The sequence below is a fragment of the Bellilinea sp. genome, assembly GCF_053501535.1.
In genome coordinates this window covers 1-24,843 of sequence record NZ_JBRCOK010000088.1, presented here as the reverse complement: position 1 = coordinate 24,843, position 24,843 = coordinate 1, and the positions used below count along the sequence as shown (strand labels likewise).

29 protein-coding genes are annotated in these 24,843 nt (G+C 50.6%); 14 read left to right on the top strand and 15 right to left on the bottom strand.

Annotated features, from left to right (window positions below):
• Positions 1–64: 64 nt before the first annotated feature.
• From ACWIZX_RS09045 to folK, 4 genes are read left to right on the top strand one after another with little or no spacing between them, the layout of a single operon-like run.
• Positions 65–622 carry a TlpA disulfide reductase family protein gene (locus ACWIZX_RS09045; protein ID WP_448335524.1) on the top strand — a complete coding sequence of 186 codons (558 nt, stop codon included), beginning with the start codon at positions 65–67 and terminating at the stop codon, positions 620–622.
• A complete protein-coding gene (locus ACWIZX_RS09040; protein WP_448335523.1) occupies positions 622–1,368 on the top strand; it encodes a prolipoprotein diacylglyceryl transferase in 747 nt (248 codons plus the stop codon). Before ACWIZX_RS09045 ends, ACWIZX_RS09040 begins: the two co-directional genes overlap by 1 nt.
• Positions 1,365–2,087: an SDR family oxidoreductase gene (locus ACWIZX_RS09035; RefSeq protein ID WP_448335522.1), complete on the top strand. Its 723-nt coding sequence runs from the start codon at positions 1,365–1,367 to the stop codon at positions 2,085–2,087. The genes ACWIZX_RS09040 and ACWIZX_RS09035 overlap by 4 nt, the downstream gene beginning before the upstream one ends.
• A 10-nt stretch (positions 2,088–2,097) precedes the next feature.
• Positions 2,098–2,940 carry a 2-amino-4-hydroxy-6-hydroxymethyldihydropteridine diphosphokinase gene (gene folK, locus ACWIZX_RS09030; protein WP_448335521.1) on the top strand — a complete coding sequence of 281 codons (843 nt, stop codon included), beginning with the start codon at positions 2,098–2,100 and terminating at the stop codon, positions 2,938–2,940.
• Here folK and folE read toward each other — a convergent pair.
• The 3 genes from folE to fni form a co-directional block, all read right to left on the bottom strand.
• The gene (folE, locus tag ACWIZX_RS09025; protein WP_448335520.1) at positions 2,937–3,584 is read right to left on the bottom strand and encodes a GTP cyclohydrolase I FolE; all 648 of its coding nucleotides are present in this window, start codon (positions 3,582–3,584) and stop codon (positions 2,937–2,939) included. The two genes, folK and folE, sit on opposite strands and share 4 nt — an antisense overlap.
• 67 nt (positions 3,585–3,651) lie before the next feature.
• Positions 3,652–4,674, bottom strand: a complete 1,023-nt coding sequence (locus ACWIZX_RS09020; RefSeq protein WP_448335519.1) for a polyprenyl synthetase family protein — start codon at positions 4,672–4,674, stop codon at positions 3,652–3,654.
• Positions 4,671–5,708 carry a type 2 isopentenyl-diphosphate Delta-isomerase gene (gene fni, locus ACWIZX_RS09015; protein WP_322793844.1) on the bottom strand — a complete coding sequence of 346 codons (1,038 nt, stop codon included), beginning with the start codon at positions 5,706–5,708 and terminating at the stop codon, positions 4,671–4,673. The genes ACWIZX_RS09020 and fni overlap by 4 nt, the downstream gene beginning before the upstream one ends.
• Positions 5,709–5,915: 207 nt before the next feature.
• Here fni and ACWIZX_RS09010 point away from each other — a divergent pair, with 207 nt between their 5' ends.
• Positions 5,916–6,281, top strand: a complete 366-nt coding sequence (locus tag ACWIZX_RS09010; protein ID WP_322793845.1) for an SCP2 sterol-binding domain-containing protein — start codon at positions 5,916–5,918, stop codon at positions 6,279–6,281.
• Here ACWIZX_RS09010 and ACWIZX_RS09005 read toward each other — a convergent pair.
• Both ACWIZX_RS09005 and ACWIZX_RS09000 read right to left on the bottom strand, forming a co-directional pair.
• Positions 6,278–6,634, bottom strand: coding sequence for a metal-sulfur cluster assembly factor (locus tag ACWIZX_RS09005; protein ID WP_322793846.1), 357 nt, complete (start codon positions 6,632–6,634; stop codon positions 6,278–6,280). The genes ACWIZX_RS09010 and ACWIZX_RS09005 overlap by 4 nt on opposite strands.
• On the bottom strand, positions 6,627–7,268 hold the full coding sequence (locus tag ACWIZX_RS09000) for a helix-turn-helix transcriptional regulator (protein WP_322793847.1): 642 nt from the start codon (positions 7,266–7,268) through the stop codon (positions 6,627–6,629). Before ACWIZX_RS09000 ends, ACWIZX_RS09005 begins: the two co-directional genes overlap by 8 nt.
• Positions 7,269–7,502: 234 nt before the next feature.
• Between ACWIZX_RS09000 and sufC the strand changes: the two genes are divergently transcribed.
• From sufC to ACWIZX_RS08965, 7 genes are all read left to right on the top strand, one after another.
• On the top strand, positions 7,503–8,282 hold the full coding sequence (gene sufC / locus ACWIZX_RS08995) for a Fe-S cluster assembly ATPase SufC (RefSeq protein ID WP_322793848.1): 780 nt from the start codon (positions 7,503–7,505) through the stop codon (positions 8,280–8,282).
• A 40-nt stretch (positions 8,283–8,322) separates the two neighbouring features.
• Entirely contained in the window at positions 8,323–9,735 is a 1,413-nt protein-coding gene (gene sufB, locus ACWIZX_RS08990; protein WP_448335518.1) for a Fe-S cluster assembly protein SufB, read from the top strand.
• Between the two features lie 51 nt (positions 9,736–9,786).
• On the top strand, positions 9,787–11,145 hold the full coding sequence (sufD, locus tag ACWIZX_RS08985) for a Fe-S cluster assembly protein SufD (RefSeq protein ID WP_448335517.1): 1,359 nt from the start codon (positions 9,787–9,789) through the stop codon (positions 11,143–11,145).
• Positions 11,146–11,298: 153 nt separating this feature from the next.
• Positions 11,299–11,592: a hypothetical protein gene (locus ACWIZX_RS08980; RefSeq protein ID WP_322793851.1), complete on the top strand. Its 294-nt coding sequence runs from the start codon at positions 11,299–11,301 to the stop codon at positions 11,590–11,592.
• Positions 11,593–11,625: 33 nt separating this feature from the next.
• Complete coding sequence (locus tag ACWIZX_RS08975; RefSeq protein WP_322793852.1) at positions 11,626–12,870, top strand: aminotransferase class V-fold PLP-dependent enzyme; 1,245 nt, start codon at positions 11,626–11,628, stop codon at positions 12,868–12,870.
• Positions 12,871–12,883: 13 nt separating this feature from the next.
• A complete protein-coding gene (gene sufU, locus ACWIZX_RS08970; RefSeq protein WP_448335516.1) occupies positions 12,884–13,282 on the top strand; it encodes a Fe-S cluster assembly sulfur transfer protein SufU in 399 nt (132 codons plus the stop codon).
• Between the two features lie 6 nt (positions 13,283–13,288).
• Positions 13,289–13,627: a Rieske (2Fe-2S) protein gene (locus ACWIZX_RS08965; RefSeq protein ID WP_322793854.1), complete on the top strand. Its 339-nt coding sequence runs from the start codon at positions 13,289–13,291 to the stop codon at positions 13,625–13,627.
• A 59-nt stretch (positions 13,628–13,686) separates the two neighbouring features.
• On the opposite strand, the gene ACWIZX_RS08960 is transcribed toward ACWIZX_RS08965, so the two are convergent.
• Both ACWIZX_RS08960 and ACWIZX_RS08955 read right to left on the bottom strand, forming a co-directional pair.
• The gene (locus tag ACWIZX_RS08960) at positions 13,687–14,349 is read right to left on the bottom strand and encodes a PIG-L deacetylase family protein (RefSeq protein WP_322793855.1); all 663 of its coding nucleotides are present in this window, start codon (positions 14,347–14,349) and stop codon (positions 13,687–13,689) included.
• A gap of 3 nt (positions 14,350–14,352) precedes the next feature.
• A complete protein-coding gene (locus ACWIZX_RS08955) occupies positions 14,353–15,153 on the bottom strand; it encodes a class I SAM-dependent methyltransferase (protein ID WP_448335515.1) in 801 nt (266 codons plus the stop codon).
• A gap of 103 nt (positions 15,154–15,256) precedes the next feature.
• Here ACWIZX_RS08955 and ACWIZX_RS08950 point away from each other — a divergent pair, with 103 nt between their 5' ends.
• Together ACWIZX_RS08950 and ACWIZX_RS08945 are read left to right on the top strand one after the other, a co-directional pair.
• Positions 15,257–16,195, top strand: coding sequence for a hypothetical protein (locus ACWIZX_RS08950; protein WP_448335514.1), 939 nt, complete (start codon positions 15,257–15,259; stop codon positions 16,193–16,195).
• Between the two features lie 39 nt (positions 16,196–16,234).
• Positions 16,235–17,707, top strand: a complete 1,473-nt coding sequence (locus ACWIZX_RS08945) for a serine hydrolase (protein WP_448335513.1) — start codon at positions 16,235–16,237, stop codon at positions 17,705–17,707.
• 5 nt (positions 17,708–17,712) lie between these two features.
• On the opposite strand, the gene hypE is transcribed toward ACWIZX_RS08945, so the two are convergent.
• The 8 genes from hypE to ACWIZX_RS08905 all read right to left on the bottom strand — a co-directional run bounded on the left by hypE (position 17,713) and on the right by ACWIZX_RS08905 (position 24,659).
• The gene (hypE, locus tag ACWIZX_RS08940) at positions 17,713–18,753 is read right to left on the bottom strand and encodes a hydrogenase expression/formation protein HypE (RefSeq protein ID WP_416181051.1); all 1,041 of its coding nucleotides are present in this window, start codon (positions 18,751–18,753) and stop codon (positions 17,713–17,715) included.
• A 29-nt stretch (positions 18,754–18,782) separates the two neighbouring features.
• On the bottom strand, positions 18,783–19,895 hold the full coding sequence (hypD, locus tag ACWIZX_RS08935) for a hydrogenase formation protein HypD (RefSeq protein WP_448335512.1): 1,113 nt from the start codon (positions 19,893–19,895) through the stop codon (positions 18,783–18,785).
• Positions 19,896–19,900: 5 nt separating this feature from the next.
• Positions 19,901–20,164, bottom strand: a complete 264-nt coding sequence (locus ACWIZX_RS08930; protein ID WP_322793861.1) for a HypC/HybG/HupF family hydrogenase formation chaperone — start codon at positions 20,162–20,164, stop codon at positions 19,901–19,903.
• Complete coding sequence (gene hypF, locus ACWIZX_RS08925; RefSeq protein ID WP_448335511.1) at positions 20,142–22,457, bottom strand: carbamoyltransferase HypF; 2,316 nt, start codon at positions 22,455–22,457, stop codon at positions 20,142–20,144. Before hypF ends, ACWIZX_RS08930 begins: the two co-directional genes overlap by 23 nt.
• Before the next feature lie 11 nt (positions 22,458–22,468).
• Positions 22,469–23,143, bottom strand: a complete 675-nt coding sequence (gene hypB, locus ACWIZX_RS08920; protein ID WP_448335510.1) for a hydrogenase nickel incorporation protein HypB — start codon at positions 23,141–23,143, stop codon at positions 22,469–22,471.
• A gap of 8 nt (positions 23,144–23,151) precedes the next feature.
• Positions 23,152–23,496 carry a hydrogenase maturation nickel metallochaperone HypA gene (gene hypA, locus ACWIZX_RS08915; RefSeq protein WP_322793864.1) on the bottom strand — a complete coding sequence of 115 codons (345 nt, stop codon included), beginning with the start codon at positions 23,494–23,496 and terminating at the stop codon, positions 23,152–23,154.
• A gap of 74 nt (positions 23,497–23,570) precedes the next feature.
• Positions 23,571–24,065 (bottom strand): cyclic nucleotide-binding domain-containing protein, encoded by a 495-nt coding sequence (locus ACWIZX_RS08910; protein ID WP_322793865.1) that lies wholly within the window; start codon positions 24,063–24,065, stop codon positions 23,571–23,573.
• A gap of 114 nt (positions 24,066–24,179) precedes the next feature.
• The gene (locus tag ACWIZX_RS08905; protein ID WP_448335509.1) at positions 24,180–24,659 is read right to left on the bottom strand and encodes a hydrogenase maturation protease; all 480 of its coding nucleotides are present in this window, start codon (positions 24,657–24,659) and stop codon (positions 24,180–24,182) included.
• Between the last annotated feature and the right edge of the window lie 184 nt (positions 24,660–24,843).

Below are 24,843 nucleotides of genomic sequence, written 5' to 3'. Positions count from 1 at the left end.
TTTGTCAAGATAAGTCTCCTGATCTCATCTTGACATTTGGAGCGCTCGCTCTTACCATTGTCCTATGTTGAAGTGGCTTTTTGAAAAAGAGGGGTTGTGGCGGGTTTTGCCCGTAACCGGTATATTCATCATTTTATTTTCCGTCTGGTATTCACCAGTAAACTCGGACACGGGGCGTACTCTGCCGAAAGTGGGCTTTGCGGCACCTCCTTTTTCCCTGCGGGTTGCTTCTGATCAAACCCTTTCCTTGCAGGAGTTGCAAGGCTCTGTGGTGATCCTGAACTTTTGGGCGTCATGGTGCCCGCCTTGCCGGGCGGAGATGCCTGCTTTTCAGCAGGTTTACGACCTGCACAAGGATGAAGGCCTGGTTATTTTGGGAGTCAATACGACCTATCAGGATGATGGCGAGTCAGCCTTGCGGTTTGCCGAGGAGCGGGGGGTTCAATTTCCTGTGTTGTTCGATTCGGACGGAGTGGTATCTCGCCGTTATCAAATACAGGCACTGCCAACCACCTTCTTCATTGACCGTAAAGGAATCATTCGTCAAGTGATTTACGGGGGGCCGCTGAACGAGGGGCTGCTCAAGGTCGAGGTGCAGAAATTGTTGGGGGAGGGGAATTGATGCTGCCGGTACTCAATGTCGGGCCGTTTGCAATTCAACTGCCGGGACTGATTCTGCTGGCGGGAATCTGGTTTGGGCTGAATCGCAGCGAATCTTTTGCCCGCCGGCGAGGATTGGATGTTGAGCAAATCAACGCACTGATCTTGTATTCCCTGTTGGGCGGATTGGTAGGGGCGCGGCTGGGGTATATTGCCCAGAATCTGGCTGCCTTCAGCCAGAAACCGCTGGATGCGCTGGCACTTTCTCCGCAAATGCTGGATGGGGCGAGTGGTTTGGTTGCCATGCTGTTGATTGGTTTGATCTATGGTCAGCGCAAACATCTTCATCTGTGGCAGACCCTGGATGCCCTCACACCTGCGCTGGGGGTGTTGATGATGTCGGTTGCACTGATGAATCTGGCTTCTGGCAGCGGTTTTGGCATTCCGGCGCGACTGCCATGGAGTATTTATCTGTTCGATGAATACCGTCATCCAACCCAACTGTACGATTTTGGGCTGGCGGTGGTGATCTGGAGAATCGTTGAATCCAGGCCAGGGGATTTTTCTCTGCCTGATGGTAAACGCTTTTTGATGTTTGTTTCCTTATCCGCTTTTGCCCGAATTGCGGTGGATGTGTTTCGGTCTGATCGAGCTCTAATCGGGCTGGGTGGCGTTGGCATCGAACAGCTGACTGCCTGGTTTATTCTTGTAGCGGCGGTATGGTTGATGCAGCGTAAAAAGACAATTCAAACGGGAGGGAAAATATGAACCTGAAAGGAAAAACGGCACTCATTACAGGTGGCGCACACCGCGTTGGCAGGATTCTTTCACTGACGCTGGCTGAGGCGGGGGTGAATGTCATCGTCCACTATGGTTCTTCTCATGCCGCTGCGGAACAGACCCTTTCTGAGATTCGGCAAAAAGGCGTCAGCGGTTGGTTGATTCAGGCTGATCTGAATCAGTTGGAAGAACTGGAAGGGGTGGTGGAGCAGGCATGGAGACTCAGCCCCTTTCAAATCCTGGTCAACAATGCCGCCATCTTTGAACCGCTTAGATGGGATCAGGTGACCCTTTCGGATTGGCAAAGGCATCTGAATATCAACCTGACCGCGCCGTTTTTGCTCAGTCAAGCGTTTGCCCGAAGATTAACCGAACAGGAAGGGCGAATCATCAATATCCTGGATTGGCGGGCGTTGCGTCCTGTGGATGATCATCTGCCGTATACAATTAGCAAAGCCGCCCTCGCAAGCCTGACCCGCTCTCTGGCGGTGGCGTTTGCGCCGTCCATTACGGTCAACGGGATTGCTTTAGGTGCGATTCTACCACCTGCGGATGGTGGGGATGTTCATCAAGCCATTTCAGGGGTGCCGGCTGGGCGCTGGGCGCAGCCGCAGGAAGTGGGTCAGGCCCTGCTTTACCTGCTTGGCTCAGCCACTTACACCACCGGCGAAATTCTGCATGTAGATGGTGGGCGACACCTCATTTAGGGAGGAAAACATGGATCAGACTTTTATCAAAGATTTGCTGGTTCGCGGGATTATTGGAATCAGCGAACGAGAACGCGCTCAAAAACAGGATATCCTCATCAACATTGTTTTGTTTGGGGACATTTCCAAAGCCGGACAGAGCGATGCGATAGAGGATTGCATCAATTACCGCACGGTTGCCAAAAAGACCATTGCCTATGTTGAGCGTTCAGCGCGTTTCACGGTGGAGGCGCTGGCCAGTGATCTGGCGCGCCTGTGTTTGGAAGAACCCGGGGTTGAAGGGGTGCGCATTCGGGTTGAAAAGCCGGGTGCGGTACGTTTTGCTCAGTCGGTGGGGGTGGAAATTGAGCGTTTTCTTCCGGCAGGAGGAAAACGCCGCCACCAGGCCTACATCAGCCTGGGGTCGAACATTGCTCCGCGTCAAAACCTGGTACAGGCTGTTCAACTGTTGCGGCAATCGGTCACGGTTAATGCGGTTTCCACGGTTTGGGAAACAGAGGCGGTTGGCTCGGCCGGACCGCGCTTTATGAATGCCACCGCGTGGGTTTCAACCGATTTGGACGCTGTTCCCCTGAAAGAACAGGTGCTGCGCCCGATTGAAGAAAAACTGGGACGGGTGCGCGGTGGGGATAAATATGCCCCGCGCACGATTGATCTGGATATTTTGGTGTTCGATGAAAAAGTAGTGGATGGCGGATTGTGGAAACAGGATTTTCTGGCGCTGCCAACCAGCGAATTACGCCCGGACTTGCTGGATGAGCAAACCGGGCGTAATCTGGGCGAAATTGCACAAAGCCTGAAAAACCACTCTCCGGCAGTCGTTGTGCCGGATCTGGATTTGAATGTGGTTTAAAAATGGAGCGGTTCGGAGCTGCGCGAGATATTATCCAGAAATTCCATTCGCGTAGCCATGTTGTTGCGGAACGCCCCCAGCATGCTGGAAGTGGTCATCCGCGAATCATGCTTCTTTACGCCACGTATCATCGAACACATGTGGATGGCTTCAACCACCACGGCAACCCCGCGCGGATGCAGTACCTCTTGGAGAAAATCGGCAATCTGGCGGGTCATGCGTTCCTGAACCTGCAATCGGCGGGCAAACATGTCCACAATTCGCGGGATTTTGGAAAGTCCGATGACCCGGCCGCGTGGGATGTAAGCAACATGAGCGCGCCCAAGGAATGGCAGCATGTGATGCTCGCAAAGTGAGTAAAACTCAATGTCGCGGACCACGACCATCTCATCGTAATCTACTTCAAAGAGTGCGTCATTGACCAGCGCAACCGGATCGGTGCGGTAACCCGCCAGTAGTTCTTCATACATACGGGCAACCCGTTCAGGGGTTCGTTTCAAACCATCCCGCTCCGGATTTTCACCAACGGCTTTGAGAATGCTCTCCACATTTTGGCTGATGGTTTCAAAGTCAATTCCGCCGTCGTTGATGAGTTCTGCTGCTTGATAAATTTCTTCGCCAGTGATGATCAGTTGTTTTTCCATTTCATTTTCTTCCTTCCTCTTAGATTAAAAAATCGCAGGAATTTTCCCTGCAATGGGGTTTATGCTTTCATGAGTTTCGTTTGAGCAACATCAGAGCCAGTTCGTGGAGCGCCTGGCCGGCTTCGTTGCTCAGATTTGCGCTTTCGAGCGATTGCAATGCCTGATGGGTGTAATTTTCCGCCTGTTTTTCTGTGTAGCTTTGAGCGCCTTCTTCGATTAATAGGTTTGCTAAATAGCCTACTTCTTCTGGTTGGATTGGGCCAGCCAGCCAGCGTTCGGTAAATTTACCTTTGTTTTGCAAGGCAAACACAATGGGCAGTGATTTTTTCCCGGCCAGCAAGTCACTTTCGGTGGATTTTCCAGTCCGAGCAGCGTCCCCCCAGATTCCCAGCCAGTCATCCTGAATCTGGAAGGCAATTCCCAACGATCTTCCAAACTCGGCCAGATATTGCTGTGTCTGATCAGATGCCCCGCCGATCACGGCGCCAAGTTGAATGCTGGCGCTGATCAACGCGGCCGTTTTCCCTTCAATCATGCGCCAGTAATCCTCCAAACCAATAGCGCGCTCATTTTCGTAAGAAATATCCAGATGTTGACCGCCGGTCAGTTTGACGCAGGTCGTATTCACGATTTTTAAGGCCTGAATAACCACGTTATCGGAGCAGGTTTGTTTAAGATTGTGCAGAGCCTCAAAGGAAAGACTGAAGAGTGCATCACCGGCATTAATCGCCAGCGCATCACCCCACTTTTTCCAGACGGTTTCTCTACCGCGCCGTAAAGGACTGCGGTCCTCAATGTCATCATGGATCAAAGAAAAGTTGTGGAGTAATTCAACGGCGGCGGCAGCCGGCAGGGCTTTTTCCCAGTGGTTATTGTTGCAGGCTGCGCAGGTCAGCAGCACCAAGAGAGGACGAATGCGTTTACCCTGTACCTCACCCCGATTGAACTTCACATCCCAGCCGAGGTGATAGGAGAGCATTTCTTTTAATCCTCGATATTCACCGATCAGGGGATGAGAAACAACCACCCCTTGCATCGTCTGATCAATTGCGGGCTGCATCTGCTGGTTGAATTGTTGAAGGGTGGTCAAGGCAATACCTCCTGCAAGGTTATGCGGTGAAGAGCAGCAAGGTCTTTTGCACCACAGGCAAACATGGCAATGCGCAAGGTAGAGACCACTTCATCAATGGTGGCTGCAACCTCTTCGACAGAAACCACAGCGGCTTTTAAGAAGGGACCTGCCATTCCGCCCAGGGTTGCGCCCAAAGCCAGGCATTTGGCAATATCTAAACCATTTCGCAAACCACCGGAAGCAAAAACCGGAGTATCGGGCAATGCCTGATGTACCTGCCGGACTGCTTCAGCAGTGGGAATGCCCCAATTGCGAAAGACGGCGGCAATGCGGGCTAATGACGGATCGTTCATGCGAAACATTTCGACTTGAGACCACGAGGTTCCACCAGCACCGGCCACATCAATGGCTGCCACGCCGGCAGAAACCAAACGGCGGGCTGTCTCAGCGGAAATTCCCCAGCCGACCTCTTTAGCAATCACCGGCACCGGTAATGTTTTACAGACCATTTCAATTTTTTGAAGCAGACCGGAGAAATGGGTATCTCCTTCCGGTTGAAGGGCTTCCTGCAAGGGGTTCAGGTGCAGGAAAAGGGCATCGGCCTGTGCCATTTCAATGGCGCGCAGACAATGTTCTGCGGTGTAACCATAATTTAATTGAACCGCGCCGAGATTGGCGAACAGGAGGATATCGGGCGCAACGGAGCGTACCTGAAAAGTGGCTTGCTGCTCAGGATGTTCGAGAGCAGCCCGCTGAGAACCTAAACCAAGCGCTATTCCTTTTTCCTGTGCGGCTTCTGCGAGGCGAAGGTTGATTTGCCCGGCATGTGGAGTACCGCCGGTCATCGAGGAAATCAAAAGTGGAGCGCGGAGTGATTTGCCGAACAGGGTCAGGTTTGTGTCTACATCAGCTAGATTAAAATCGGGCAAAGCTTCATTGCTAAAAAAATAACGCTCCAGCCCGGTGGTGCGGCTGGAGGAAACGTCCTCCTCCAGGTTGATGCGGATGTGATCGGCTTTGCGATGGGTGAGAGGTGAAAAATTGCTGTCCATGTTATTCAAACCAGACGATTAAAGTAATTTGAGTATACCAAATATCCCCAATCTGTCATTGGCTAGTTTTACAAAGATTGTACACACTTTAGATAACAACCAGGACCATTAACCGGGAGTGCATAGTCAACAGATCCAACGGTCGTTTCAATGTTTCGATTACAAATCAGAAGTGATACAATGGTGGAAAAATGGAGTGTGGAAGGAATGACTACGGTTTCTATTCAAGACTTAATGGACCTGTTACCCAATTATTTTATTCCTGAACAGGCGAAAGGAATGACCGCGCGGATTGGATTTGATCTGGGTGGTGAAGGTGGGGGTTTTTGGACGGTGGTGATTGAAAATCAAACCTGCCGGGTGTCAAAAGAGAAAATTGAGCCCCTGGATTTAACTCTTGCCGGTGATGCGGGAATTGTTTTGGATATTTTTACAGGCAGACTGGATGCCATGCGGGCTTACTTAATGGGTAAAGTCAAAATTAGCGGCAACATGAGTCTGGCAATGCAGTTGACCGGTTTGTTTAAACCGGATAAAGACCAGTTAAGGGCTCTGGGTGGGAAGTTGGATTAGTACAATCCCCAGCCGAGATCAACCCCTTCTTCCATCATGGAGAAGTCCCATACTTCCATACCCAGTTCAATGGATACGGGCATGTCCAGGCCTTCTTCGGCTTTGACCCGCGTCATATCAATCAGGGCGGGGCCGTAAGGACAGAAGGGTGTAGTGAGAATCATCTTGATGCGGGCTTGATCTTCTAAAACCTGGAAGTTGCGAATCAATCCCAATTGAATCACGCTCAAACCAATTTCAGGATCCATGACCTGATTCAGTGAATCGCGCAATTTCTGGCAAAGCTCGGGATGGGTTGCTTCAGCATCCCACACCGCGCGGTTGGTACCGGGGGTTCCGAATTCTTCATTCATGGTTTGGATTTCCAGCCTTTTCCAATGGAATGATATACGTGCAATGATGATCACCGCTCAAAACGCATTGGATTTTTTGAGCAGGCAGTGACAAAACAGTTGAAATCAGGGTCTGGTCGACGGCACAGACTTCGGGATGAGCCTGGGTGACATGGAAGTAGGGACAGGTGATTTCGTGAATGTGATATGAATCGCCAATTTTTTCCCACTCGATGATAAAGCCTTCCTCGCTCAGTAATTTTTTCAAAAAGTCCAGTTTTTCTTCCAGTGACATGTTCTGGGTCTCACGAAGGTGGTCTTCGGCAAGTTCGCGTGCCATTTCAGAGAAAATGGTTTCCACAGCAGAGGCCGGGAGGGTTTCTTTTAACCTACCGAGCAGGCGGTTGGCTAACCTGAAGTAACGGGTTGGGAATTTTTCCAGACCTCGTTCGGTCAGGTAATAAACCAGGCGCGGGCGGCCTACACCGTGACGCTCCTCTTCAGAGGCAACCACACCATCCGCAAGCATGCTGTTCAGGTGGTGGCGAACGGAAATTGCGTTAATACCTACTGCTTCTGCCAGCTCGTTAATGGTGGAGCGTGGGTTGTTCAGTAATGTGTGCATGATTTTATCGCGCGTACTTTTAATTTCCATTGCTTACCTGTTTACTACCCAAAAAACTTTTCTCATGGCTGCTGGTGAAAAGTATATCAAGGGCGAGGAAAATTGTCAATATATAAGAATTTTATGATAAATATTGACCCAAAAAAGGCTTTATGCTATAATCCTGCTGGTGCTTAGATTATACAAGATTTTTATAATGATATTGAAATAAATTCAATTTTCATTACACTACAAAAAACAAAAAATTGAAGGAGCGACCTTGAAATGACTGATGAACTGATTATTCGCAACCTGAAAGTGAGCATCGAAGGAAAGGAAATTCTCAAAGGGGTCAATCTGACCCTGCCGAAAGGCGAGGTTCACGCCATTATGGGTCCGAATGGCACCGGCAAATCCACCCTTGCTTATACGCTGATGGGGCATCCGGCCTATGAAGTGACGGACGGGGAAGTGATTTTCAAAGGACAGAACATCTTAGAACTTGAGCCGGATGAACGCTCGAGGCTGGGCATTTTCCTTGCCTTTCAATATCCTGTGGCGATCCCCGGCGTGACGGTTGCAAACTTTTTGCGGACAGCAGTGAATGCCCGCCGGCGAGCGCAAAACCCGGAAGATAAGGGTATTCCCATTCCGGAATTCCGCAAAATGCTCAAAGCCAAAATGGAACTTTTAAAGGTTGATCCTTCCTTCGCGGGGCGGTACTTGAATGACGGCTTTTCGGGCGGAGAGAAGAAACGCGCCGAAATTCTACAAATGGCCGTATTGCAGCCGGAAATTGCCATTCTGGATGAAACGGACTCTGGTTTGGATATTGACGCGTTGCGAATTGTTGCGGAAGGTGTGAATGCTTTGCGGGGTGAAAATCTGGGCGTGTTGGTGATTACCCACTATCAGCGCATTTTGAACTACATTCGCCCCGATGTGGTGCATGTGATGATGGACGGCCGCATTGTTGAAACTGGTGATGCCGATTTGGCTTTGCATCTGGAAGAGCACGGTTACGATTGGGTGCGCGAAAAAGTGGATAATGGCACACCTGCCTGAATCGAAAACCTTATTATTTATCGGCTGAGAGGAGGCTGAAATGAGTGTGGATCCGCAAACGGATTTTTTGGAGCAATTGGGAGAATATCGCTACGGGTTTCAGGACCCGGATGTATCGGTGTTTAAGACGCGTAAAGGGTTGGACGAAGAGGTTGTCCGCCAAATTTCGGCGATGAAGGGCGAACCGGAGTGGATGCTCCAGTTTCGACTCAAAGCGCTCAATCATTACCTGCAGCGACCCATTCCAACCTGGGGGGCTGACCTGTCCAATTTGAACCTGGATGAAATTGTCTATTATGTTAAGCCGGCTGAAATGGCCGGACGTACCTGGGATGATGTGCCGCAGACCATTAAACAGACCTTCGAACGGCTCGGTATTCCGGAAGCTGAACAGAAATTCCTTGCCGGGGTGGGCGCGCAGTACGAATCGGAAATGGTTTATCACAGTATTCAGGAGCACCTCGAAAAGCAAGGGGTGATTTTCCTGAGTATTGAAGACGGCTTGCGTCAACATCCTGATCTCTTCAAGCAGTATTTTGGCACGGTCATCCCCATTGAGGACAACAAATTCGCTGCGCTCAACAGCGCGGTCTGGTCGGGTGGTTCATTTGTATACGTTCCTAAAGGGGTCAAAGTAGATTTGCCCCTTCAGGCTTATTTCCGCCTGAATGTGGCGAACATTGGTCAGTTCGAACGCACGCTGATCATTGCCGATGAAGGTGCCCAGGTTCATTATGTTGAAGGCTGTACCGCACCGCAGTACACCACCGACTCTTTCCATAGTGGTGTGATTGAGATCGTTGTCAAGAAAGGCGCGCGGGTGCGCTATACCACCATTCAGAACTGGTCAACCAATGTCTATAATCTGGTCACCCAGCGGGCAATTGTGGAAGAAGAAGGCACCATGGAATGGGTGGACTGCAATCTGGGTTCCAAAGTCACCATGAAATACCCCTCCTGCTACCTGATGGGCCCGCGTGCACACGGTGAAATCCTATCCATGGCGTTTGCCGGACCGGGTCAGTGGCAGGATGCTGGCGGTAAAGTGGTTCACTTTGCGCCGCACACCAGCAGTAAAATCACTTCCAAATCCATCAGCAAAGGCGGCGGGCGGGCTTCCTACCGCGGGTTGCTGAAAGTTTATAAGGGTGCCGAAGATGTGCGCTCCAATGTGGTGTGCGATGCACTGCTGCTCGACCCCCAGTCGCGCTCGGATACTTACCCATACATTGAAATAGACGAACAGGATGTCACCATTGGACATGAAGCCTCCGTTTCCAAAGTGGGTGAGGAACAATTGTTTTACCTGATGAGCCGTGGTTTGAGCGAGGAAGAAGCCACAACGATGGTCGTTTCAGGATTCATTGAGCCGTTGGTCAAAGAATTGCCGATGGAATATGCCGTTGAAATGAATCGCCTGATTCAACTGCAAATGGAAGGATCAATTGGGTGATTGGGCTGTTGTCACAATGCAAAACCAACCAGAAGAGGACTCATTAAACCTATGACCAAAGAAACTCCCAAAATCGTCACCCGTACCCGGCGGCGCGATGAAGCCGCTGTAAAGGACTTTGCTTTTACTCAGGAGATGGTTCGCTCGGCTGGAATGAGCGAATTTATCTCCAATTATCGCCTTGAGGCCTGGAAAACTTATCAATCACTGCCCATGCCTTCCGTCAAAGAAGAAGCCTGGCGACGCACCGACTTGCGGGGTCTGGAAGCGGATCGCTTCCGTCTGCCACAGAAGGAAGCCTATCTGGATTTGGCTCCTCTGCCGGAAGAATTGATGCGTCCCATTGCCGATGGCGATCACGGCGGGCAGATCATCCTGATGCCGGGCGGCTCGCAAGTTGCGCTCTCTGCAGAACTGGCGCAAAAAGGTGTGGTTTTTACTGATCTGCGCACGGCAGAAGAACAGTTTCCACACCTGCTGGAAAAAGTTCTCAATAAAGTGGTGAAGCCCACCGAAGGTAAGTTTGCTGCGCTGGCGGCTGCCCTGGCAGATACCGGCGTGCTGTTGTATGTACCACGCAATGTGGAAATTGACCAACCGCTTCATAGTCTGTTGTGGGGACCCGGCGTGAATCTGGCGCATATTTCTCACATGATTGTGTGGCTGGAGGAGGGCGCTCGCGTTACTTATGTTCACGAATATGCCTCACCGACGGAAGCCGGCCAAACCCTGCATGTGGGATTGGTAGAAGTGCATGTCGGCGCGGGTGCAAATCTGCGTTTTGTTGAGTTGCAATCGTGGGGTGAAAATGTCTGGAATTTCACCCATGAACGCTCTCAGGTTGAAGCAGATGGCAACCTGGACTGGATTTTTGGTGCCATGGGTGGCCAATTGACCAAAAATTTTGCCGATTTAGACCTGATCGGTCGAGGAGCAAGCGGGCGAATGTCCGGCTTCTACTTCACGGATGGTCAGCAACATCTGGATTATGACTCACAGCAAAATCATCTGGCGCCGAACACCACCAGCGATTTGCTTTTCAAGGGTGCGTTGATTGACCGCAGTCGGGTGGTGTGGCAGGGAATGATTTATGTGGCGCCGGGTGCAATGAAAACGGATGGATATCAGGCAAACCGAAATCTGGTGCTCAGCCGTGAGGCGCGAGCTGATTCCATTCCCGGTCTGGAAATCTTGGCGGATGATGTGCGCTGTACACACGGTGCAACGGTCGGAAAGATTGACCCGGATCAGGTCTTCTACCTGCGGGCGAGGGGCATTCCCAAGGTCGAGGCAGAACGCCTCATCGTGGAAGGGTTCTTCGACCCAATCATGCAGCGGATTCCCTTTGAAGGGGTGCGGGAACGCTTCCAGGAAGCGATTACCCGAAAGATGGAAGTGTATCACGGCTGATAATTTCATTGTTTTGATCAAAATAACACAAAGGCTGCCCTTTCCACTAAATAACCGGAAAGGGTAGCCTGTCTGACTGAGAATCGTTCAATCTTGAATGGTTTGTGATAAAATTAACTGATTGATCGATAATATCACGAGAGGGAGCAAGGTATGGCAGGAGTTCCTTTCATCAACCCACCGGAACCCGAAACAACCTTTGAGGTGGGGGATACGGTTGAGGTTTATTGTGACCATGAAAAAGGCGGCCAGCGCGTTCGTGGTTGGTTAAAAGGGATTGTTGTACAGGTGGACCCCAAAATGGTTGCTGTACAATTCCGCACCAACGTCTTTTTGACGGATGGCTGGATGGTGCCGGACCATATCCTCTGGTATCCACAAAATTCCCCTCACATCCGCTTCCCCGCCAAAAAAGGATCACGCGCAGAGCTGGCAAACTCGGAATAGGCAGACCATTTACTGGTTGTAATGAGGTAATTGATGAACACCACCAAGACTGATCGTATCGATGTCCTTCGAATCCGAGACGATTTTCCAATCCTCAAGCGGGAGATTGCGCCGGGTATTCCACTGGTCTATCTGGACTCGACGGCGACCTCACAAAAACCGCTGGCGGTCATTCGGGCAATGAACGAGTATTACGAAAGAAACAACGCCAATATTCACCGCGGGGTGCATACCCTGGCGGAAGAGGCTACCGCCCAATATGAGGCGGCCCGTGAAAAAATTGCCCGCTTCATTGGAGCGCGTAAAAGTCGTGAAGTAATTTTTGTTCGCAATACAACCGAGGCGATCAATCTGGTGGCATTCAGCTGGGGACGCAAGTTTTTGCAACGGGGTGACCGTATTCTGCTGACAGAAATGGAGCATCATTCCAATCTTGTGCCGTGGCAAATGCTGGCACAGGAGAAGGAACTGTTTTTGGATTTCATTCCCGTCACGAATGAAGGCTTGCTTGACCTGAGCGAAATTGAGCAATTCCTGGAGCAAAAGCCAAAAATTGTTGCCATTACTCACATGTCCAACGTGCTGGGGACAATTAACCCCATACGGCAGATTACCCGTCTGGCTCATGCAGCGGGTGCGCTTGTGCTCGTGGATGGCGCTCAGTCGGTACCGCATCTTCCGGTCAATGTTCAAGATTTAGATGTAGATTTCCTTGCCTTTTCTGCGCATAAAATGCTGGGTCCGACCGGCATTGGCGCGCTTTATGGCAAAGAGGAATTGCTGGAGGCCATGCCGCCATTTTTAGGCGGCGGAGATATGATCAAAAAGGTGTATTTGCGCAGCTTCAGTCCCAATGATCTACCTCATAAATTTGAAGCCGGTACACCGGCCATTGCAGAGGCAATTGGATTTGGTGCGGCGGTGGATTACCTGAGTAGGGTTGGCATGGAACGGGTGGCAGCCCACGAATATGAGCTGATCGGTTATGCGCTTGAAGCGCTGAGCGAGATTGAGGGGGTAAAAGTTTACGGGCCGTCTGCTGAACAAAAAGGTGGTGTGGCATCCTTTACCATGCGTGGCGTGCATCCGCATGATGTCTCGCAAATCCTGGATAGTGAGGGAATTGCAGTACGCGCCGGACATCATTGTGCCATGCCGCTGCATGAAAAATTTGGCTTGCCGGCGACGACGCGAGCAAGTTTTTATCTTTATAATACCCGTGAGGAAGTGGATCAATTGGTGCGCGGACTGGCAAAAGTAAAAAAGATTTTCGGTTAAAAGGCAAACCGCAATGGATGATCTTTATCGCGAAATTATTATTGAGCGGTACAAAGAACCCCTTTACCGGGGTGTGCTTGAACCTCATGATATTTCTTTTGAAGATGAGAATCCGCTGTGCGGTGATCACATCCGCATAGATTTGCGTGTAGATGAAAACTCACGGGTGGTGGAGGCTGCCTTCAGCGGTCACGGCTGCGCCATATCTCAAGCTTCAGCCGATTTGCTTTTGGAAAGCATCATTGGTAAAACCCTGGAAGAAGTCAAGCGCTTGAATAAAGAGGACGTGCTGGATTTACTGGGGATTGAGCTGGGGCCGGTACGCTTGAAGTGTGCCTTACTCCCGCTAAAAGTCATTAAAGCCGGAGTTTATGGTTTGGGTGAAGCCAGTGACAGTCTGGTGGAGGAGTAAGAGCCTATGACCGAACCGATTGATTTGACGGATTATTCCTTTTACACAGTCGCAAAAGTGGAGGACCTCCCTCCGGGCGAACGTCTTTTTGTCGAAATCGGCGATGTTTCCATTGTGGTGTTTAATATTGCCGGTAAGTTGTTTGCCATTGGGGATATATGCACCCACGATGATGGCCCTTTGGGAGATGGCGAGCTGGACGGACATCAGATCATCTGTCCGCGTCACGGCGCGCGTTTTGATGTGCGCAACGGCAAGGTACTTTCACTGCCGGCCGTTGTAGATATTCCCACTTATCCGGTGCGGATTACTGAAGATGATATTGAGGTCGGTGTACCCGACTGACCATCGAAAATCCAAAAAGCCCCGCCACTTCGCGGGGCTTTTTGATGATTAGTTTAAGTTCAATTACCGTTATTGATCGGACTGGCAAAGGTTCCTACCACTCTGAGGATGTCAAATCCTTCAGCGAAAGGACGTTCACAGATAGCGCCGTTTCGGATGAGGGTGGATCGAGTGATATCCGGATCAAAGTAATAGCGGTTTTGATAGGTTTTATACTGCTTGAGGGCTTCAATTTTCCTTTCGACAGCCGATTCGCTCACTTCAACCAGAAAACTCGGGAAAAAGCCATAGCTGCTGCGAATGACATCAAAACCCAGCACGGTCGTTCCTCGAAAGGCACGCAGCGCTTCCTCAGTCAGGGTGGCGTGATCTTGATGAATGTCAGCTTTGGTGTGTACAAAAATCAAATCCGGTTTGTAAGTGCGGTTGATCTGAATCAGATATTCCAGAATTTCCTGGCGGTAATAGGGAAAACGCCGGGTTTCAAACTGACCCAGGATGGCTTTTTCCTCCGGAACGCCCAAAACTGCCATGGATTGATAATGTTCCTCTACAAGGTTCTTCAATTCCGGGTTTTTCTGGTTGTCGGAAAGGGTGACGCAGAGGATATCGGTCTTATCCACAATTTGCGCCAGTAAAGCCCCGCAGCCAATTTCAATGTCATCCGGGTGAGCGCCGAGAAACAACACCCGTCGTCCGTAAAAAATCAGATCCTGTCCCATAGGCTATTTGGTGGCCAGAATACCGCCGACGACTTTGGTCATAACCAGTTTGCCTTCTTTTTCCAATCGGCGGGTGGCGGTTTCTTCGATTTGGGTCATAATGCGATTGAAGTCTTCCTTGTCCTGAAAGAAAGATTTCCAAAGACGGCGATCCTCAGAGAGGGAAGCGCGCGTGTATTCAATGAAAGGTTCGACGCTTTCAAAGGTTAAGGGATTTTCAAAGATGTGCAGTTCGGTTTTTGCAAAGGTATCCTTAATTGTGGAATAAATTTCGCTGGCGTAGCGCGAACTGCCCGGCATGGGTGGGATGGGCTTTTGGGTGGCTTCGCGAATGATGTCGTAAAAAAGCTGTTTGTTTTCTGGCATTGGACCAGAAGTAAAGAGTACACCGCCGGGTTTCAATACGCGGTGCATTTCGCGAATGGTAAAGGGGATATCTTCAGCGTAGTAAATGGCAAAGCAACACGACACCAGATCAAAGTGGTTCTCGGGTAAATTGAATGGACGGTTGAAGTCCAATTCCATAAATTCGACATTTGCCTTGCGGCGCTGATTTTCCTGCTTGGCTTCATCCAGCAATTCTTTATTGACATCCACCCCCAGAATTTTTGCTTCCCCGTTCAAATAATCGTAATAGGAGAAACATTGTTTGCCGGCGCCGCAGCCAACATCCAAAATCTTTTGCCCTTTCTGGAGGGGTAATATTTCCAGCATCCATTCATCAATATTGCGGCTGCCAAATTTGGAATGGATATCAATTCTCTTGAGTAAATCTTTGGTAGTTTCCTGATAGTCGTATTTCATTTATGTGTCTCCCGTTTAAGATGGTGTAAGTATAAATGATGTAAATAGATTGTCAAGGAGAGGGTTGGATCAGTATAATTAGGTTATGGAAAAAGTCCGCCCCATGAACTCCATTCTTGCTTATTGGGTCAAGAGTTTGGATTGCCCGGTATGCAATCAGTCAGGGCTGGAAATTATTCGTGAAGCTGGCGTGCCGGATTTGCTGCACTGTTCGCACTGTTCAACGGAATTTGAAGTTTCCGAAACGGGGGAACAAATTCGTTTGATTCAATACCCGGAAATGTTGGGCGTTGAACTATATGGCGTGTGGATGCCCTTTGGAATGGTACGAGAGAAAATCAAGCAAAAGATCGAAAAAGATCATTTGAATTATGCAAAGATGATTGCCGTCACCGGTGGGGGCAAACCCCTGACGCGCATTAATCTGAGTAAAGAAGATTTTAGCGGTCATGAGGGGATAACCGAACCACCGGAGAGGGCTATTCAGCAAGCCAGAAAATTGCTTGAATTGGGTAATTCCAGAGAAGAGGTGCGCCTGATCCTGGAAAAAGATCCGCGCCTCAACGAAGCGCAAATTGAGCGGATTATGGACATTGTTGAAGAACCAGCGCGGTCAAAGTCGTTGGAGCGCGCCTTGCTGTTGATTTTGGTGATCCTCGGATTGGTCATTGCCGGAATGTTGATTTACCAGACCGGTATCTTTGACCGCGCTATTCTTGTGGTGAACGGATTGTTGAGTGGTGAAAAAGTGCAATTGATTCCACCCCCTCCTACCGTGACACAGTATGCCCGGCAGGGGCGATTATTCGCCTGTCCGCCCACGCAGCAGGGGGCAGCGGCATTATTTGGAGGAAAGCCTGACCACTGGCATTTCGACGGCAAGAACTGGATGTATACCGATATCAAAGGTGTGCGGATTTATGTGCCCGAGGGACTTTCGGCACGCTATACCTACATGAACCCGATCCTTGAAATTAAGACCGTAGAAGGACCGGCGGTGATTGATCCCTTGATGGCTGTTTCTATTGATTGTTATCGTTAAACCAGAGTGGAACCTCGTCGCTGGAAAATCTCACTGAGGGTGGTTTCCCTTATTCTGATTTTGGCTGCCGGATTGCTGACGCTAAATGCCTTTCGGGAGTACCGACAAACCCAAGCCGTGCTGCCGGAACACAGCCAGTGGGGAGTTGTTCATGTGGGCGGGCTGACGCTGGATCAAGCTCAGCAGCGAGTATTGGCGGTTTATCTGAGTCCGTTTGAATTACGCTATCAAGGGCAAATTATTCATACACCGGCTGAAGCGCTTGGTTTCAGCGTGATCTTTTTAGATGGCGCGCAGCCTCAACCCAAACAATCCAACTTCAATTCTTTTTGGGCTTACCTCTGGAATGATCCCCAACTGGTAATTGAGCGTGAGATTCGGTTTTCTCTGGATGAAAGTCAACTCAGAGCCTATCTGCAAAGTGAGATCGCCAACCGCTATGATGTGGTACCTGTCCCGCCCTTTCCCATTCCAGCCAGCAGTCGCTTTTCAGCAGGCGTTTCAGGCAGGTTTTTGGATATCGAGGCTTCCCTTGTTCGTTTTCGGGCGGCGTTGAGCAATCCTTTGGAAAGACAGGTGGACCTGATCGTCCAGGAGCAACCCATGGATTGGGTGGATGCCAGTTTGCTAAAAGCCGTTCTAATGGACGAACTGCGGAAAGCCAATTTCAATGGAATTGCGGAAATTTATGTTTACCACTTATCCAAAGACCAACAGGTGCATTTTGCTGTAGCAAATGGCAAAGAGGTGCCGACAGAGATTGCCTTTTCGGCTGCTTCTACTATTAAAATCCCCATTCTATTGACGGCATTAATGCAGGTGCAGCCTCCTTTTCCGGACGAATTTATGCGGCTATCCGAACGGATGATGGTTTATTCCGAAAATCCGCCTGCCGACCGAATCATGGAGGTTTACCTCGGCTCGACGCTGGCTCCTTTGAAAGTGACTGAAATGCTGCAAAAAGCCGGGTTTCAGAATACTTTTTTGGCTGGCTACTTTTATCTTGGTGCTCCACTGTTACAGCGTTTCGATACACCGGCTAACCAGCGCCTCGATGTTAATATCAATCCCGATGTGTATAATCAGACAACGGCGGGCGAGATGGGCCGTTTGTTGAAGGAAATTTACCAATGCGCCGTTTCGGAGAAGGGGGTCTTTGTGGAAACCTTTCCCGAAGAAATTAACGCCGAGAAATGTGACTATTTGATGGAAACCATGAAACGCAACCGCATTGGTGTTTTGGGAGAGGCCGGATTGCCCGAGGGAGTGCCCTTTGCCCACAAACATGGCTGGACAGAAGAGAGTGATGGCTTTTTACATACGATCAGTGATGCGGGAATTGTCTTCGGTCCGCAGTCAGATTATGTGATGGTTATTTTCCTTTATGACCCTGCGCAATTGCTGTTCGAACCGGCCAATGCTTTAACAGCACGCCTGAGTCAGCGCATTTTCAACGCATGGAACCCGGATTATCAAATAGAGTGGAATTTTGGCGAAATTCGTTACCGCTGAAATGGTCAACAAATGCGCGGTAAGATTTCACCTGCCAGCATATCCAGCACGCGGGTAGCGCCGATGCTGGTTTTAAGCAGTACGCGGCCGTTAAAATCGGAGGTGACTTTCCCAATTCGGGATGCCAGATTTCCATAAGGATGGCAGCGCATGGCCTGCAGGGCGGCTTCAGCTTCCTGTGGAGGGACAATGGCGATGACTTTGCCTTCGTTGGCTATGTAGAGCGGGTCAAAACCGAGCATCTCGCACGCAGCTCGCACAGCCGGCTGGATGGGTATGGCATTTTCGTGGAGCAGCATCCCAACCTGACTTTGGGCGGCAATTTCGTTGAGGGTTGTGGCCAGACCGCCGCGGGTGGGGTCGCGCAGGACGTGGGTATGCGGCGCTGCCGCCAGAAGCTCTTGAATTAATCCGTTTAGCGGAGCAACATCCGACTGAATCTGCGTGCTGAATCCCAATTCACCGCGTTCTGCCAGAACAGCAATGCCGTGATCCCCCACACTGCCGGATACCAGAATGACATCACCCGGTTGCGCCTGACGACCGTTGATGCTTCGGCCTTGCGGTAAGAAGCCGAGGCCGGTGGTGGTAATAAAGACCCCGTCGGCTTTGCCTTTTTCAACCACTTTGGTATCCCCGGCAACAATTTGGATACCGGCTTCATGAGCCGCAGCCCGCATCGATTCCAGAATTCGTACCAGTGTGTGAATCGGCAAGCCCTCTTCGAGGATAAAACCGGCCGTCAGGTAGAGGGGTTGGGCGCCGGAAACGGCAATGTCGTTGACTGTGCCGCAGACTGCCAGCCGGCCAATATCCCCGCCGGGGAAGAAGAGCGGACTGACGATATGACAATCGGTAGAAATGATCACTTCACCGTCAGGTTTGTTCAGACGGGCAAAATCATCTGCCTGGAGAAGTGGAGGGCTGGAAAGATAGGGCAGAAAGATATTTTTAATCAAATCGTGGGTCAGGCGTCCGCCACTGCCATGCCCAAGGATGATTTGATCATCATGTTTGAGGGGTAAGGGGCAGACCGGCCCTTGCATGGCGGGAAAGGAAGAGTCTGGCATGATTTTTATCCCATTCCGGTGGAATTCGTGCGGGCAAAACGGTAGTAGGCGGCACATGCCCCTTCGGCCGAAACCATGGGCGCTCCGAGTGGGTTTTGCGGGGTGCATGGATCGCCAAATGCAGTGCAATTGAATGGTTTTTTGAGCCCTTGTAAAATTTCGCCGGCAATGCACAGGGGTGATTCATGGGTTTGTATGCTGCCTACATCAAAGCGCAGCTCGGCGTCAAATTCGGAAAATTCCGGACGCAGCCCCCAACCGCTGTGTGGAATACGGCCGATTCCGCGCCAGTTGCGATCAACCGGCTGAAAAACCCGCTGAATGATTGCCTGAGCGGCTGGATTGCCCTCAGGTTTAACCACTCGAGCGTAGGCATTTTCAACTCTCACTTCGTTGTTCTCCAGCATGGTTACTACCGAATAAATACCTCGAACCAGATCCAGCGGTTCAAAGCCGGTTACTGCCATGGGGACATAGTATTGTTCAGCGATGGGTAGATAATCCTGATAGCCCATGACGGTGCAGACATGACCGGCAAGCAAAAACCCCTGCACCCGGTTTTGCGGAGCGGAAAGGATGGCGTGCATGGCAGGGGGCACCAATACCTGCGACACGAGCACCGAGTAATTTTTCAAACCCAGCGCTTTGGCTTGCAGCACACTCATGGCGTTGGGTGGAGCAGTGGTCTCAAAACCAATGGCAAAAAATACCACCTCGCGCTGAGGGTTTTGCTGGGCAATTTTTACTGCATCCAGGGGAGAATACACGACCCGCACATCCGCTCCGCTGGCGCGCAGGGAGAACAGATCGCGGTTGGATCCCGGCACGCGCAGCATATCGCCAAAGGAACAAAAGATCACTTCTGGACGGGCAGCAATCGCCAGGGCTTTGTCAATCAACTCCAGTGGCGTGACGCAAACAGGACAGCCGGGTCCATGCACCAGTTCGATTTCCGCCGGCAGCAGCTGATCCAGCCCGGACTGCATGATGGCATGGGTCTGACCGCCGCAAATTTCCATCAATACCCATGGGCGGGTCAAAATGCGGCGAATTTTTTCAATTTCTGCTTTAACCTGTCGTTCATCCCGCAGGGTTTGGTTCAGCAGGTTTAAGTCCATAGCGATTATTCCTGTTGTGTGCTCGGTAAATTCAGCTCTTCCTCCAGCACCCCAGCCTGGCGCAGCAATGCCAGGGTTTCAAGTGCCTCCTGTTCATCTAGCAGGTTCAATGCAAAGCCGGCATGAATGATGGCGTAATCGCCGACTTTTGCTTCGGGCAGGGTCTCAACACAGGCTTCCCGTAAAACGCCGCCAAAATCAATTTTTGCCATGCGTAAGCCAGCCTGTTGATACAGTTCAACAATTTTACCGGGAATTCCAAGACACATTTTCCAATCCTTTCTCTGCCGTTTGTTGCAGATATACGGCAGCAATCAAAGCCTGCCCCAGTGCAATTCCACCGTCATTCGGCGGCACGCGCTGATGCAGGAGCACTTCAAATGAATGTTTCTGGAGAAGGGGTATTGTTTTTTTCAGAAGGAGTGAATTTTGCCAGACCCCTCCGGACAGAGCGACGACATTCACTCCACTGGTTTTACGGATGCTTTGGGCGGCTTCCAGAATTAACTGTACGATGGCATTGTGAAAGCGGCCGGCAATAACCGCTGGAGAAATTCCCTTCCGCCAATCGGATAGGACGGCTTCCCAAAGTGGGGCCGGGTCAATCTCATCTTCAGCAATTACAAAGGGATAAAACCCGCTTTCGCTTTCATCCGCCAGGTTTTCCAGCTCGATGGCTGCCTGTCCTTCATAGGTGATGCGGTCGCGAATGCCCAGCAGGGCAGAAACAGCGTCAAAGAGCCTGCCCATGCTGGAAGTGAGCGGGGTGTTGATGCGGTGTTCCAGCTGAGTGCGCAGCAGAGTCCTATCCTCTTCGCAAAGCGCTGTAACAGGGGGCAGATCGGCTTCCCATTCAATACCAGCTGACCATAGATGTGCCAGTGCAATTCGGCTGACGCGCCGGACGGCAGCATCGCCACCCGGGAGAGGTACATACTTCAAGTGCAAAATCCGCTGGTAAGCGCTGTGGTTGCCCAGTAAAAATTCTCCACCCCAAATTGCACCATCACTACCGTAACCGGTGCCATCCAGAATGGCTCCAATAACGGGCTGGTCGTTGAGCCATTGGTTATCACCCAAACAGGAAACCAGATGGGCGTGATGATGCTGCACCTGAATCAATGGCAGGTTTTGCGATTGGGAACGTTGAATGGCATAACGCGTTGCCAGATAGTCGGGATGCTGGTCACAGGCGATTGCGGCAGGTTGAATTTGAAAAACTTGCTCATAGTGAGTGATGCCTTCCTCAAAGGATTGCAGGGTTTCGTAGTTCTCCATATCGCCGATGTAGTGACTGAGGAAGGCGTATTTTCCGCGGGTGAGGCAAAAAGCGTTTTTTAACTCGGCGCCGGTTGCCAGCAAGGGAGGCATTTCGTGGTTGACGATGATTGCATCCGGCGCAAAACCGCGTGAACGGCGGATGGGATAGATCTTTTTCTGTTGCAACCGGATGACCGAATCGTCAATCCGCATATGAATTTCACGGTTATGGAAAAGAAAAGCATCCGCCAGCGTGGCCAGTTGTTGGCGGGCTTGTTCATCGCGATAGGCGATTGGCTCATCGCTGAGGTTGCCGCTAGTCATCACCAGTACCGGCGGATAGCCCTGTTCGGGTTCGGTTAGCAGCAGGTGCAGCGGCGTGTACGCCAGCATAAAACCCAGCCGTTTTTGGTGCGGAGCGATATTGTCAGGCAGCCGGTTAGGGCTGCGGGATTGTAGCAACACAATCGGAGCAATGCGCGATTCGAGCCACTCTTTTTCTTCGGGTTCAACAACACAAAATTCCTCAATGGCAGAAAGGTCAAAGGCCATCAAGGCAAAGGGTTTATCGCTGCGCTGTTTACGTTCCCGTAAGGTTTGAACGGCATGGGGATTGGTGGCATCACAGGCCAGATGAAAACCGCCCAGCCCTTTGATGGCAAGAATTTTGCCCTGCTTCAACCATTCGCGAGCGGTTTGAATGGCAGCATCCTTTTCAGCGATGAGTTGACCGTTCTCCTCCAGCCAGACCTGAGGGCCGCACTGTGGGCAGGCCACCGGCTGGGCATGAAAGCGGCGGTCTTGAGGGTTGTGATATTCTTCGCGACAGGAAGGACACATCTCAAAGTCTGCCATGGTGGTGTTCGGGCGGTCATAAGGCAGACTTTTGATGATGGTAAAGCGCGGACCACAGTTGGTACAATTGATAAATGGATAGCGAAAACGGCGGTCAGCCGGGTCGAAGAGTTCCCGGCGGCAATCGGTGCAAATGGCCGTATCCGGGGAAATGGGCTGAAACTGGTTAACATCTACCTGGCTCGAAAGAATCCGAAAATCATCGGCGTATTCGGGTTGGGTGGTGATGACCTGCAATGAATCAATCCGTGCCAGGGGTGGGAGATGAGTTTTCAACTGGTTCAGGAAATTATCCAGATGATGCTGGCTGCCCTCCAGATGAATTTCAACATTACCGGATGTGTTGCGAACCCAGCCTTTTACGCCATTCTGCCGCGCGAGATTGTAAACAAACGGACGAAAACCAACCCCCTGCACAATACCGCTAACCAGAACTCGAACTGCCAAAGATTCCGCGCTCATTTTTGGCGATGTTTTTGAACAACCTCATCCAGCCAGTTATACCATGCCTGCATTCCTTCGCCGGTTTTTGCGGAAACCGGAAAAGTACGCAAGCCGGGGTTGAGTATCTCTACTCCCTGCTGAAAGAAAGCCATGTTGAAATCCACATAGGGCAACAAGTCCATTTTGTTGACCACCAGAACATCCAGCCCGCGGTACATGTTGGGGTATTTGTATGGTTTGTCGTCCCCCTCCGGGATGCTGGCAATTAGCAAATTGAGATGAGAACCCAATTTGAAGGCAGCTGGACAAATCAGGTTGCCCACATTTTCGATCAAGACGATATCCACATCCTGCAATGGAAGGGATTGTAAGCCGGCGTGCAACATGACGGCATCCAGGTGGCAGTCGCCTCCGGTATTGATTTGAACAACGGGTATGCCCATGGCCGATACTTTATCGGAATCAATGGTTACAGGGGCAGTATCCCCTTCAATTACAGCCATGCGATATTTAGAAGAAAGTCCTTCCAGCGTTTTAAGGATGAAGGTGGTTTTGCCAGCACCGGGGGAAGCCATGACATTGATTGCAAAGGTGTGGTGAAGATCGAACAGGCTGCGGTTTTGCTGGGCAACCTGATCGTTGGCATCGAAAATTTTCTCAACAACAGGGATACGGGTGGTGGGGGACATTGCTCTCCTCATTTTTCTACAATGATGGATTCAACATAAAATTCTTCGCCCCCGATGATGTTCAGGTGAAAACTACCGCAATAGGGGCAGGGGTCGAGAGACTGCTGAACTTCAAATTCCTTTTCACATTCGAGGCATTTCATACGGCCTGGAACTCGCTTAAAATGCAGGGTTGCATGCTGACAAATAGTGTTTTCGGCGATCATGTCCCAATAAAATTGAACCGAATCATCCACAATGCTGGAAAAGCGGCCAATGACCAGATAAATATCGGTTACACGCGATGCATTTGCCTGACCAGCGTGGCGCAGCGCGATGTCAAGAACGGATTCGGTTACCGCAAGCTCGTGCATTAGAGTAATTTTACCATTAAGACAATACGGATTGAAAATCCCTTAAATTGTTGAATTACCTGATTATCCCTGGTTTATCTTGTGGTCAGGCCGGTTTCATTGGAAGACTGAAGAATGATGTCCATCATTTGGAGCTTGATGGTCAAAAGGTTGCTGGCAACCACGTTGGCAATGCGGCGCATGATAATATATCCGAGCCGCGGATCATCTTCACACAGGCGGTTCAACGCATCCCCATTGAGGACCAGCAGGGTTGAATCCTTGATGGCAATGGTTGAGGCGGTTCGCTGACGAACCACCGGGGTCAATTTTGACCAGCCGATAATATCGAGTGGTTCAGCCGTCGCAATGCGCACAACACCGCGAGTTGGTATGGTGATATCTACGCCAATTTCTCCCGATAGGATGATGTACACATTATCTACGCGGTCACCCTCACAAAAGATGGCTGTGCCTTCTTTGCAATGGACAATGGATGAAATATCAGCCAGCGCTTCAATTTGCTGGGGTTTTAGATCTAAAAACCAGGGTATGGTTTGGAGGGTTTCGATCAGGCTTGTCTTTTGCATGGTTGTTGAGCAGGATTGTGATTATTTATGTTTGTACCATTGACCGGTGTATCTGTTAAAGTGTCCTGCGTCATCATTCTGGCGGGTAACTTGTCACCAAAAGTTGCCTGATTTTCAACCCAGCCATTTCAAAACCTGTTCTACGGCGGGTTCAAGCAGCAGTCGGGCGGAAGGGGAAAGCGACTGACTGAAATTGAAGTTGAAACCGCGTACCGATAACAACGCTCCCTGCGGTGATTTCTGGTAAAGTGTTTCACACAATGCCAGGCAGGTGGCGGGGGTTAGGTGATGTGTAAAAGGAGAGGGTTCAAACTGCGGCTTAAGGAGGGTGAATGAAACATCCTGCGGAACGCTGCCGGTATGTGCATCGAGAAATAATACGCGCTCGTAGCGGCTCAGCCATTCAGCATGTTCCGGAATCAGATGAAGCGCGAACCCCACAGTGATTGAGGGTGATAACTCGTACAGGTGTTCCTCTGGAATATCTGGAAGTTGTTTGTTCAGTCGTTCGGCAACCCGTCTGAGGATGTGCCAGGCAATCCCGTCGTCCTGTCGGTCAAGGTTTCCATACCCCAGCAAGAGGATTCGTTCCACAGCAGGTTCCTGTTGTGGAGGTAATGAAGGAACAGGAACCTGCTGCCTTTGTCCTTTTCGGTCCATACTCATACTATCGTGAGATAGTCTTGACTAGATTACCCTGATCATCAACCATTTCGATGGTGATGGGCATTTGGCCGACTGCATGGGTGGAGCAGGAAAGACAGGGGTCGTATGCCCG

What these genes read in the sequence shown, in the direction of transcription:
- ACWIZX_RS08975 (WP_322793852.1), top strand. Translation starts at nt 11,626, where the DNA reads ATGAACACCACCAAGACTGATCGTATCGATGTCCTTCGAATCCGAGAC.
- hypA (WP_322793864.1), bottom strand. Translation starts at nt 23,496, where the DNA reads ATGCACGAGCTTGCGGTAACCGAATCCGTTCTTGACATCGCGCTGCGC.
- hypE (WP_416181051.1), bottom strand. Translation starts at nt 18,753, where the DNA reads ATGCAAGGGCCGGTCTGCCCCTTACCCCTCAAACATGATGATCAAATC.
- hypD (WP_448335512.1), bottom strand. Translation starts at nt 19,895, where the DNA reads ATGGACTTAAACCTGCTGAACCAAACCCTGCGGGATGAACGACAGGTT.
- ACWIZX_RS09005 (WP_322793846.1), bottom strand. Translation starts at nt 6,634, where the DNA reads ATGAATGAAGAATTCGGAACCCCCGGTACCAACCGCGCGGTGTGGGAT.
- folE (WP_448335520.1), bottom strand. Translation starts at nt 3,584, where the DNA reads ATGGAAAAACAACTGATCATCACTGGCGAAGAAATTTATCAAGCAGCA.
- ACWIZX_RS08960 (WP_322793855.1), bottom strand. Translation starts at nt 14,349, where the DNA reads ATGGGACAGGATCTGATTTTTTACGGACGACGGGTGTTGTTTCTCGGC.
- ACWIZX_RS09010 (WP_322793845.1), top strand. Translation starts at nt 5,916, where the DNA reads ATGACTACGGTTTCTATTCAAGACTTAATGGACCTGTTACCCAATTAT.
- ACWIZX_RS09040 (WP_448335523.1), top strand. Translation starts at nt 622, where the DNA reads ATGCTGCCGGTACTCAATGTCGGGCCGTTTGCAATTCAACTGCCGGGA.
- sufC (WP_322793848.1), top strand. Translation starts at nt 7,503, where the DNA reads ATGACTGATGAACTGATTATTCGCAACCTGAAAGTGAGCATCGAAGGA.
- ACWIZX_RS08955 (WP_448335515.1), bottom strand. Translation starts at nt 15,153, where the DNA reads ATGAAATACGACTATCAGGAAACTACCAAAGATTTACTCAAGAGAATT.
- sufB (WP_448335518.1), top strand. Translation starts at nt 8,323, where the DNA reads ATGAGTGTGGATCCGCAAACGGATTTTTTGGAGCAATTGGGAGAATAT.
- ACWIZX_RS09035 (WP_448335522.1), top strand. Translation starts at nt 1,365, where the DNA reads ATGAACCTGAAAGGAAAAACGGCACTCATTACAGGTGGCGCACACCGC.
- folK (WP_448335521.1), top strand. Translation starts at nt 2,098, where the DNA reads ATGGATCAGACTTTTATCAAAGATTTGCTGGTTCGCGGGATTATTGGA.
- sufD (WP_448335517.1), top strand. Translation starts at nt 9,787, where the DNA reads ATGACCAAAGAAACTCCCAAAATCGTCACCCGTACCCGGCGGCGCGAT.
- ACWIZX_RS08980 (WP_322793851.1), top strand. Translation starts at nt 11,299, where the DNA reads ATGGCAGGAGTTCCTTTCATCAACCCACCGGAACCCGAAACAACCTTT.
- ACWIZX_RS08910 (WP_322793865.1), bottom strand. Translation starts at nt 24,065, where the DNA reads ATGCAAAAGACAAGCCTGATCGAAACCCTCCAAACCATACCCTGGTTT.
- fni (WP_322793844.1), bottom strand. Translation starts at nt 5,708, where the DNA reads ATGGACAGCAATTTTTCACCTCTCACCCATCGCAAAGCCGATCACATC.
- ACWIZX_RS08930 (WP_322793861.1), bottom strand. Translation starts at nt 20,164, where the DNA reads ATGTGTCTTGGAATTCCCGGTAAAATTGTTGAACTGTATCAACAGGCT.
- sufU (WP_448335516.1), top strand. Translation starts at nt 12,884, where the DNA reads ATGGATGATCTTTATCGCGAAATTATTATTGAGCGGTACAAAGAACCC.
- ACWIZX_RS09045 (WP_448335524.1), top strand. Translation starts at nt 65, where the DNA reads ATGTTGAAGTGGCTTTTTGAAAAAGAGGGGTTGTGGCGGGTTTTGCCC.
- ACWIZX_RS08950 (WP_448335514.1), top strand. Translation starts at nt 15,257, where the DNA reads ATGAACTCCATTCTTGCTTATTGGGTCAAGAGTTTGGATTGCCCGGTA.
- ACWIZX_RS09000 (WP_322793847.1), bottom strand. Translation starts at nt 7,268, where the DNA reads ATGGAAATTAAAAGTACGCGCGATAAAATCATGCACACATTACTGAAC.
- ACWIZX_RS08965 (WP_322793854.1), top strand. Translation starts at nt 13,289, where the DNA reads ATGACCGAACCGATTGATTTGACGGATTATTCCTTTTACACAGTCGCA.
- hypB (WP_448335510.1), bottom strand. Translation starts at nt 23,143, where the DNA reads ATGTCCCCCACCACCCGTATCCCTGTTGTTGAGAAAATTTTCGATGCC.